This window comes from Raineya sp. (assembly GCF_053497555.1).
The window spans coordinates 70,504-78,954 of record NZ_JBRCWE010000006.1 but is presented as its reverse complement, the minus strand read 5'-3'; the positions used below and the strand labels follow the sequence as shown (position 1 = coordinate 78,954).

8 protein-coding genes are annotated in these 8,451 nt (G+C 38.8%); 2 read left to right on the top strand and 6 right to left on the bottom strand.

All coding sequences use genetic code 11. The annotated features are described in order from the left end of the window. From ACWITO_RS00850 to ACWITO_RS00835, 4 genes are all read right to left on the bottom strand, one after another. Positions 1 to 734, bottom strand: a 734-nt coding sequence (locus ACWITO_RS00850) for an IS982 family transposase (RefSeq protein WP_448528115.1), incomplete at its 3' end; no start/stop codon positions are given. A gap of 113 nt (positions 735 to 847) precedes the next feature. Beyond that, positions 848 to 1,360, bottom strand: a complete 513-nt coding sequence (locus ACWITO_RS00845) for a DUF2480 family protein (protein ID WP_448528114.1) — start codon at positions 1,358 to 1,360, stop codon at positions 848 to 850. Between the two features lie 216 nt (positions 1,361 to 1,576). Beyond that, complete coding sequence (locus tag ACWITO_RS00840) at positions 1,577 to 2,938, bottom strand: sigma-54-dependent transcriptional regulator (RefSeq protein ID WP_448528113.1); 1,362 nt, start codon at positions 2,936 to 2,938, stop codon at positions 1,577 to 1,579. A 31-nt stretch (positions 2,939 to 2,969) separates the two neighbouring features. After that, positions 2,970 to 5,042 carry a VWA domain-containing protein gene (locus tag ACWITO_RS00835; RefSeq protein ID WP_448528112.1) on the bottom strand — a complete coding sequence of 691 codons (2,073 nt, stop codon included), beginning with the start codon at positions 5,040 to 5,042 and terminating at the stop codon, positions 2,970 to 2,972. Positions 5,043 to 5,248: 206 nt separating this feature from the next. On the opposite strand from ACWITO_RS00835, the gene ACWITO_RS00830 reads away from it, so the two are divergent. Both ACWITO_RS00830 and ACWITO_RS00825 read left to right on the top strand, forming a co-directional pair. Beyond that, positions 5,249 to 5,770, top strand: coding sequence for an adenine phosphoribosyltransferase (locus ACWITO_RS00830; protein WP_448528111.1), 522 nt, complete (start codon positions 5,249 to 5,251; stop codon positions 5,768 to 5,770). Beyond that, the gene (locus ACWITO_RS00825; protein ID WP_448528110.1) at positions 5,757 to 6,713 is read left to right on the top strand and encodes a hypothetical protein; all 957 of its coding nucleotides are present in this window, start codon (positions 5,757 to 5,759) and stop codon (positions 6,711 to 6,713) included. Before ACWITO_RS00830 ends, ACWITO_RS00825 begins: the two co-directional genes overlap by 14 nt. On the opposite strand, the gene ACWITO_RS00820 is transcribed toward ACWITO_RS00825, so the two are convergent. Beyond that, positions 6,706 to 7,602: a sterol desaturase family protein gene (locus ACWITO_RS00820; RefSeq protein ID WP_448528109.1), complete on the bottom strand. Its 897-nt coding sequence runs from the start codon at positions 7,600 to 7,602 to the stop codon at positions 6,706 to 6,708. The genes ACWITO_RS00825 and ACWITO_RS00820 overlap by 8 nt on opposite strands. Before the next feature lie 146 nt (positions 7,603 to 7,748). Next, positions 7,749 to 8,279 (bottom strand): hypothetical protein, encoded by a 531-nt coding sequence (locus tag ACWITO_RS00815; RefSeq protein ID WP_448528108.1) that lies wholly within the window; start codon positions 8,277 to 8,279, stop codon positions 7,749 to 7,751. Between the last annotated feature and the right edge of the window lie 172 nt (positions 8,280 to 8,451).

Sequence of the window (8,451 nt, the reverse complement as noted above, 5' to 3'; positions counted from 1 at the left end):
GCTTCAATTAAACCTCTTTTAGCGAGGAAGTATTGCTCTTGTTGGCTCAACTTTTCAGGTTTCATATTTTTGCGAACTTTGGTAATCAACTTTACTTTTTTTTCCTGAAAATAGGGTTTGAGTTGGGTGATATAGCCTTTATCTCCGTAAAAATTCCCTTCCAGTCCTGACAATAGTTCCATAAGCACCTTCTCATTATTATCCGCTTTATTGCCCGAAGTAAGTAGTATTCGCACAATTTCGCCTCTTTGATTACAAATCAAGTGTAATTTGAAACCAAAAAAGAAGCCCATACTGTTCTTACCCTTCTGGGCAAGCCCTTTGAATACTTTATGCACTTTGCTTCGCTTAATATGACAAACCTCTAAACTCGTGCTGTCTATGTAATTGGCTTTATCACACTTGCCTAAACAACAAAGGTTCAAGTAGGCATATAACTCCAAAGATAAAGAAGATTGCAAACTTACAAAATGTTCATAAGGGTAAAGTGTGCGAAAATAACTCCGAAAAAAAACTTTTATTGCCACATTGTAGTAGCTTTTGAAGTTCCTAAAACCTGATAGATGAAAGTATATCAGAATACTCATCACTTCGCTTTTGTTCATTGCTCGTTTTGACCATTTATCCTCCCCCACAAGATATTTTTGTAGAGCAGGCGAAAAATTTTTCAAAAAATCATCTACACTTACGAAAATTTCAACTAATTTTAGCGGACTTAGAGGTAATTGACTCATATGATTAAATATTTAAAAAGTACAACTCAAAGTTAATCATTTTTTCAATTACCCTAAGTTTTTTTATTTAAATCCCTTGAAAACAATAAGTTAGACTTATAATTCACGTAATTTTACTTTTTCTTGTAAATGGGCACGGTGCTACACGGCTCTCCAAACATCAAACTTTGTACCAAAGGTTTGAGCAAACGAGTAATTTCTACATAGGCATACGCTGGAATAGGAATTTCGCCACAACCTTTGATAACCACTCTTTTCCCTTCCAGTTCCGACAAATTAATTTTAGCAAGATTTTTTCTGAAAAGCTCTATTTCCAGCTCTTGCAGAGAGCCAAAAATAAAATGATTGGCAACCCCTTCCAGATGCACTGCCACCAGCATATATGCCCACATAGGCACAATGGCATCAGCAGAGCAAATGATAGCTACATTTTTGCCTGCATAGTTTTGCCAAGGGTGTTCTTTGAGAAATTGCCTAAACTCTTTTTCTCTTAAAATTAGCCCCTGATACAGCGTAGAAGCTACATCAAACACTACTCTTTCACCTTTTTCGTAAAAATCGGCTAAATCTATGGTAACTATACCACTTTGGGCTACACGATTGATAATGGCTTCTTCGGTTTGCATAGTTTTTTTGTAATTATTTACGTTCAAAAGGTTCAGGGTTTGATGTTCAAGCCTTTAAGAGCTTCTCATTTTTTTCTGTCCGACATCTATTTTCTGAAATCCTGTTTCCTGCATCTTGTTTCCTGTCTCCTCTCTCTATACTACAATTAGACCTAAACAATTACGCTTTTTTATTTATCAAACAAGTTGGCGAGCAAATAAGTTTGCAATTTCAACTTACAAGCCATATTTTTCCAGCCTCCGATACAGAGAGGCTCGTGTAAGTCCGAGTTCTTTGGCGGCTTTGGAAATATTTCCGTTGTATTTATCCAAAGCCTTTTGTATCATATCCTTTTCAACATCATCTAAATTGAGTGTGGAAGTGGTAAGAGGGCTACTGAAGGCAGTTTTGGTTGTTTTCAGAAAGAAAAAATCATCAGGGGAAAGCAGTTCGCTATCGCTCATTATCAAGGCTCTTTCCAAAGCGTGTTCTAACTCTCGGACATTTCCGGGAAAAGGATAACTTTCCAGAAAGGCAGTAGCTTCTGCGGATAGTCGGGGCGTAGGGCGATGATATTTTTTGGCATATTTTTGTAAAAAATGCCTTGCCAAAATAGGAATATCGCCTGCACGCTCACGCAAAGGTGGCAGATGAATTTCTACGGTATTGATACGATAGAGCAAATCTTGCCTGAAATTGCCTTCGGCTACCGCTTGGTGAATGTTCAGATTAGTGGCACAAATCAAACGAATATCAATGGGAATTACTTTATTGCTTCCTACGGGGGTAATCTGACGATTTTGCAGAACAGCCAGCAACTTCGCCTGATGGGTGAGAGGCAAATTGCCAATTTCATCAAGAAAAAGCGTACCTTTTTGGGCAAGCTCAAAGCGTCCTGTGCGGTCTTCTTTGGCATCGGTAAAAGCCCCTTTTTTATGTCCGAACAGCTCGCTTTCAAACAAATTTTCACTAATAGCTCCCATATCTACACTCACGAAAGCCTCTTTGGCTCGTAAGGAATGGCGATGAATAGCCTTTGCGATAAGTTCTTTGCCCGTGCCATTTTCGCCTAAAATCAGCACATTGGCATCAGTTTTGGCAACTCTTTCAATCATAGCCAAAACCTGCTGAATGGCTTTGCTTTCTCCGATAATTTCGCCTCCGCTCAATGTTTCTACCAAATGCTGATTGGTTTTTTGCAAACTTTCTACCTGCTTGTAAGAATTGCTGAGCTTTGCCGCCGAAAGCACCGTAGCAAGCAATTTTTCATTTTGCCAAGGTTTTAGCACAAAATCGGTAGCTCCCAGTTTGAGAGCCTTCACAGCCATTTCCACATCTCCATACGCCGTAATCATTACTACTACGGCTTTGGGGTTTTGCTCCAAAATTTTTTCCAGCCAAAAAAAACCTTCTTTACCCGAAGTAGTGTCTTCGGTGAAGTTCATATCCAAGAGTATTACATCATAACTTGCTTGATTGAGCAAAAAAGGAATTTTTTTAGGATTGCTCTCAATCACTACTTCCTTGCAATGTTTTTTGAGAAACATTTTTGCCGCAAGCAAAATGTCTTCATCATCATCTACAATTAGCACTCGCATATTTTGAAGGTATTTGAGTTCTGATTTATCCCTAATAACTACCCAAAAACTTTCTTACAAGCCACTCTACACTCACAAGAGCCAAAATCAAGAAAAAGAGCCATTTCAGATGTATAATTTCCAATAACTCTTCTGATGAGTGTAGTAAATCGGGTTTTTTATTTTGCAAAATATCTTTTTCCAAACTTTCCAACTGAGTGATTTTGAAAAACTTGCCTTGTGAGTTTTGGGCTACTTTTCGCAACAAATCAAAATCGGCAGTGGTAGAAAGCGTTTCCAGTTGTAAATCTTTGATAACAAATTCGCCTGATGCTTTTTCTGTTTTACCTAATACATCGGCGGTTGCGGTGTATTTGTAGATGCCTTTAGGCAAATTGTTGATTTCAAATTTAGTAATGCCGCCTGTAATGGTAAAAGTGTAGTTGTAGAGTTTTCCTTTTTCGTCTTGCAAACTCAAACTTACTTTTACATCAGATATTTTTTCGTAGAGTTCATTGTAGGCTTCTGCTTCAAAAACAACGGTTTCGTAGTCCAGATATTCGTTTTGGGTGGTATAAATGCGAAACTTGCGTTTATCTTCTTTTGACGAAAGAAACTGCACTACTTTCAGAATAATATCATCAACCACTTCGTTGCGGTCGGTGAGTTCATATTCTGCCAAACGCCATTGCCACAAACCTTCGCCTGCCAGCACTGCCGATTTGTTTTGTTTGTTCATTTGCAGAGCCAGCAAAGGTTTCTGTGTTTGAAGCCTACCGAGCATCTGAAACAGAAGCACTTCCGCACCCGTTTTGAGGCTGTATTCGCCATAAGGCACTTGTAGAGGGGGCATTTTGGCAAGCAAACGCAGTTTTTCGCTATCAAAATTAAATTTGGCAAAGGTTGCGTTGAAATGAGGGAAAATCTCATCTACATCTGCCGAACGCCCTCGCAAGGTTAGCACGGGGTTATTTTGCGAAAATTTATTCAAATCGGAGTTTGCTCCCAGAATGTAGAAAATAGGTGTACCTTTTTTCTGATAGTTTTCCAAAACGCTATTCACTGCTCCCGAGTAGTCGGGTACTTGGTAAGCAATGATGAGGTCGTAGTTGGGTTCTTTGGGTTGCTGAACTCCTGCCACCACTACTTCAAAGGTGTAGTTCTCATTTTTTTCAATAATACTTCGCAAAGCCTTGATGTCGGGGTGAGGCGAAGAGGCAAGAAGTAAAATTTTTTCTTTGCCATCTATTACTTCAACGAGGGCATCACGTTGGTTATTGGTACGGTTGTATTCGCCTTCTAAAAGTTCCACAGCTACCGTATATCGCTGAATGCCCTTCTGACTTGCCTGTACCAAAAAATCTACTTCGCTGATATTATCTTTTCGCAGGCGGATATTTTGCGAGGCAATGGTATTTCCATTTTGCAAAAGGGAAACCGCTACATTTCTTTCCTCAAAGCCGCTATTTTTAATTTCTGCTACAATCGGGAATTTATTGCCCAAGTAGGCAATTTTGTTGAAAAAAACAGCCTGAACTGCTATATCTTTGCGAGGTGTGGTATCTCCTACTCCTACTGCATACACAGGAAAGCGGAAATTTAAGAATTCAGGAGAAGTACCTTGATTGTGTATGCCGTCTGAAAGCAAAATTACTTTGTCCAGATTGCGGTTTTCGTGGGCGATTGCTACGTTTTCAAGTAATTTGCCCAGATTACTGCTTTGTGCCTTAAATTTCAGGTTTTGCCATTCTGCATTTTCCTCAAAAGTATGTAAAGATGTTTCAAATCCTTCGTTTTCTAAGTTTTTTTGGATTTTCTGCAATGCAGAAAGCCATTTTTGACGTTGGGTACTATCTTCGGCAAGAGCCACCGAAAGCGAATTGTCCAGAGCCAAAGCGATAATCGGTTTTTCTCTGTCGTTGCGAACCGTACGAATTACAGGTGCTAAAAGCAAAAAGGCAATTACTGATACCGCCGCAAAACGCAGAAAAGCTAAAAAATAACGAATTTTAGACTCAAAAAAACTTTCCTTGTAGTACAAAATACCCGCATACACAAGCCCCGCAAGCACGCACATCAGTATCCAGGCAGGTGAATGAGGGAAAATAAAAGTGCTTTTTTCCATTCAGGTCAAATTTTCTACAATCAGACTTGCAATTTAATGAAATTTAGCCAAAGCCAAGAGAATTTTTCTTTCAAAAACGAATTAGAAAGGAAAAAGTTGTTTGCTCAAAGCAAGAGCTTTTATCACTTCAAGGAAAATTTGGCTTAAAACGATTTTTGGCGTAAATTTGTAGCTTGTTAGTTTAGCCAAATTGTACTATTTTCGCAATGAACCTACAAGATTTTATCCGCAGTGTTCCTGATTTTCCGAAGAAAGGGATTGTTTTCAAAGATATAACCACTTTGCTCAAAGACCCCGAAGCCTTCCAAATTGCTACTGAAATGCTTTATAATTTCGCCAAAAACTTGGGGGTACAAAAAGTAGCAGGTATTGAATCCAGAGGTTTTGTATTTGGTTCGCTTCTTGCCCAAAGGCTCAATGCGGGTTTTGTACCTATCCGAAAGCCTAAAAAATTGCCTGCCCAAGTGTATTCTGCTTCTTACATGCTTGAATACGGCGAAGACACCCTCGAAATGCACCAAGATGCTATCCTGAAAGGCGAAAAAGTGCTTTTGCACGATGACCTACTTGCCACAGGTGGTACGGCTCAAGCCGCTTGCTCGCTCATTGAAAAAGCAGGTGGTACGATTGTACAAGTATCTTTTCTGATAGAACTCGCCTTTCTGAACGGCAGAGAAAAACTGAAAGGCTATGATGTAGTTTCGGTAATGCGTTATGAAAACGAATAGAAGCATTACTTTTGGGGCTTTGCCTCTTGCAGAGTTTGCTCATTTGGCTTTGCAAGAAACTTACGAGCCTTTTCTTTTCAATACAAATCAACATTTATTTTTGCAGAAAAACCCAAATATTTGGGTTTTTTGGGCAGAGCAAAGCCGTAAAATTCTCATTCGTTGCAATCTTTTTTTGCACGAAAAAGAAGGGTACAGCCCTTGGCGAATGTCTTTTGGTGGAATAGCGTTTTGTCCGAGCCTTTCTTATGAAATTTTGCATCATTTTGTTAATTTCCTGACTGATTTTTGCAGGCAAGAGCTACAACTAAAAAAATTGCACCTCAGGCAGTATCCGTTCAGCTATGCCGAAAGTAGCTCTCACCTGCTTACGCAAATACTTTTGCAAAATGGATTTTCTATACAAAGCCAAGAACTCACGCAATATATTAAGCTAAGTCAGCCATTTGAAGAAAATTTGCACAATTCTGAAAAAAGACGCTTGCATAAAGCCTTGAAAGCGGGGTTTGGGGTAGAATGGTGGCAAAATCCCGATTGGAAACTGGTTTTTACTTTCATTGCCGAAGCCCGCAAGCGTAGAAACTTTCCACTTACAATGAATGAAGCCGATTTTTATGAAACCGTTGCAACTTTTCCTGAAAAATATTTGGTTTTTGTAGTAAAAAAAACAACCGAAATCGCCGCACTTACCGTAGGCGTAGAGGTGAGCAGAAAGATTTTTTACAATTTTTATCCCGCCGATAATGCGTCATTTTTATCATACAGCCCTATGGTACTCCTGACGAAGGGTTTGGTAGATTTCTGCAAAGAGCAATCTTTTGAGATTTTAGATTTAGGCATTTCTACCGAAAATGGCAAAGCCAATGCAGGACTGATACGCTTCAAGAAAAATCTTGGCTCTCAAAATGCTTTGAAATTGGGTTTTGAAAAAATATTCATTTGATAGACGAGTTTTGCAACTCTTTGGTTGTTTTTGATGAGCCATCGTGGCTCCAGCCGGGTGGAAAAAACAAATATTTGAGTTTATTGGTAAAACTTGTTGTTTTTTTCAAGTCTTTGGTAATATTTTGAAATTCTGCTATCGCTATGAGAAAGGGATTGTGTGTATGAATGTTTTTAGTCATTCCATACACTACTTTCTCTTGCTCTGGCTCAAATGTTCCGAAAATTTTATCCCATATAATTAGCACTCCCCCGTGATTTTTATCCAAATATTGCGGATTTACGCCGTGATGCACCCTGTGATGTGAAGGAGTGTTCAAAAAATATTCCAAAAAGCCTAATTTCCTTACCATTTGCGTATGCAGAAAAAACTGATAAATCAGGCTAATGGAAATCATTGTGAAAACCATTAGGGGAGGAATTCCTACAAGGGGCATCCAAGCGTAAAACAAGAATTTGTAAAAGCCCTCGCTCCAACTTTGCCGTAGGGCTATGGCTAAATTGTAATCTTGTGAAGAATGATGATTGGAGTGAGCCGCCCAAAGAAGGCGAATTTGGTGGCTCAATCTATGATGCCAGTAAAATGAAAAGTCATCTGCAAAAAAAGCTATCAGCCACACCCACCACTCAAAACCCAATTGCCACAAAGAAAAATTTTCATAGAGGTAGGTGAAAGCCACAAAATAAACAAATTTTGTAAAAAGATTGATAACTACCGAGCCTGCTCCCATTGCAATAGATGCCCAAGCCTCTTTGGGGTGATAGATTTGCAGTCTTTCTTTGCTATCAAGAAATAGCTCTACAAGGATTAGGAGTACAAAAAGAGGAATGGCATAAGTTACAGGGTCATTCAAACCTGCTAAACGAGCCAAATATTCGTTGAATGTCATAGCTACCAAAATTCATTTAGAATGATTAGGCTTAGTACTTGATTGAGCAAATCATACCTTTTGCTCTGCCAAACTCTCTATGGCAAATGTAAAAAATAAAAGGCGAAATTACCAAATTTCGCCTTTTCAACTTGAAAGAATAGGTTTTAGTTTTCTTTATGCCCAATGTAGCTTACACCCGCCATAATGGTTTTCATATCTACTTTGATGTCTCCGTCCTTAATATCTACACCACCACCTTTTACGGTGCCTTTGGGACCAATCTCCACGCCTCCCCCTTTTACGCTTCCGTTTTTACCAATGCTGATATTATCAAATCTATCAGCACAATCGTTTTTATTGTTCAAGGAAATAGCTATTTTCTTATCTTCTTCATCATAAACAATACAACCCAAATTGATTTGATAATTGCCAACTTTCTGCTTGGGTACGGTATAAACTGCCCCGTCTTCGGTTTTTACATCAAGAATAGCATAAAACTTTTGATTGGGAATGAGATTGGCTACCCAAATTTTTTTAGAAGCCTGTGGGTCGCGAGTAATTACCACATCATTTTCGCTGTGTCCCAATTCTTTGGGTAAGTTGATAGCATCTTGTTCGTACTTTCCTACAATGGATTGAGCCATTGCCAAAGTGCCTACCAAAAACAGGGTGAGGGAGAGAAATACTTTTTTCATACAATTTTGAATTTAGAGTTGAACATAATTAGATAACTGCATACCATTACGCAAATCAAGTGCCAACCTCAGAGCAGAAATATTAAGTTTTTGTTAAGAAAAAAAATTATCAGTTGCCAATCCTGAACAATTTGCAAACTTGCCTAAAAAATTCCTACCTTTGCAGACCCAA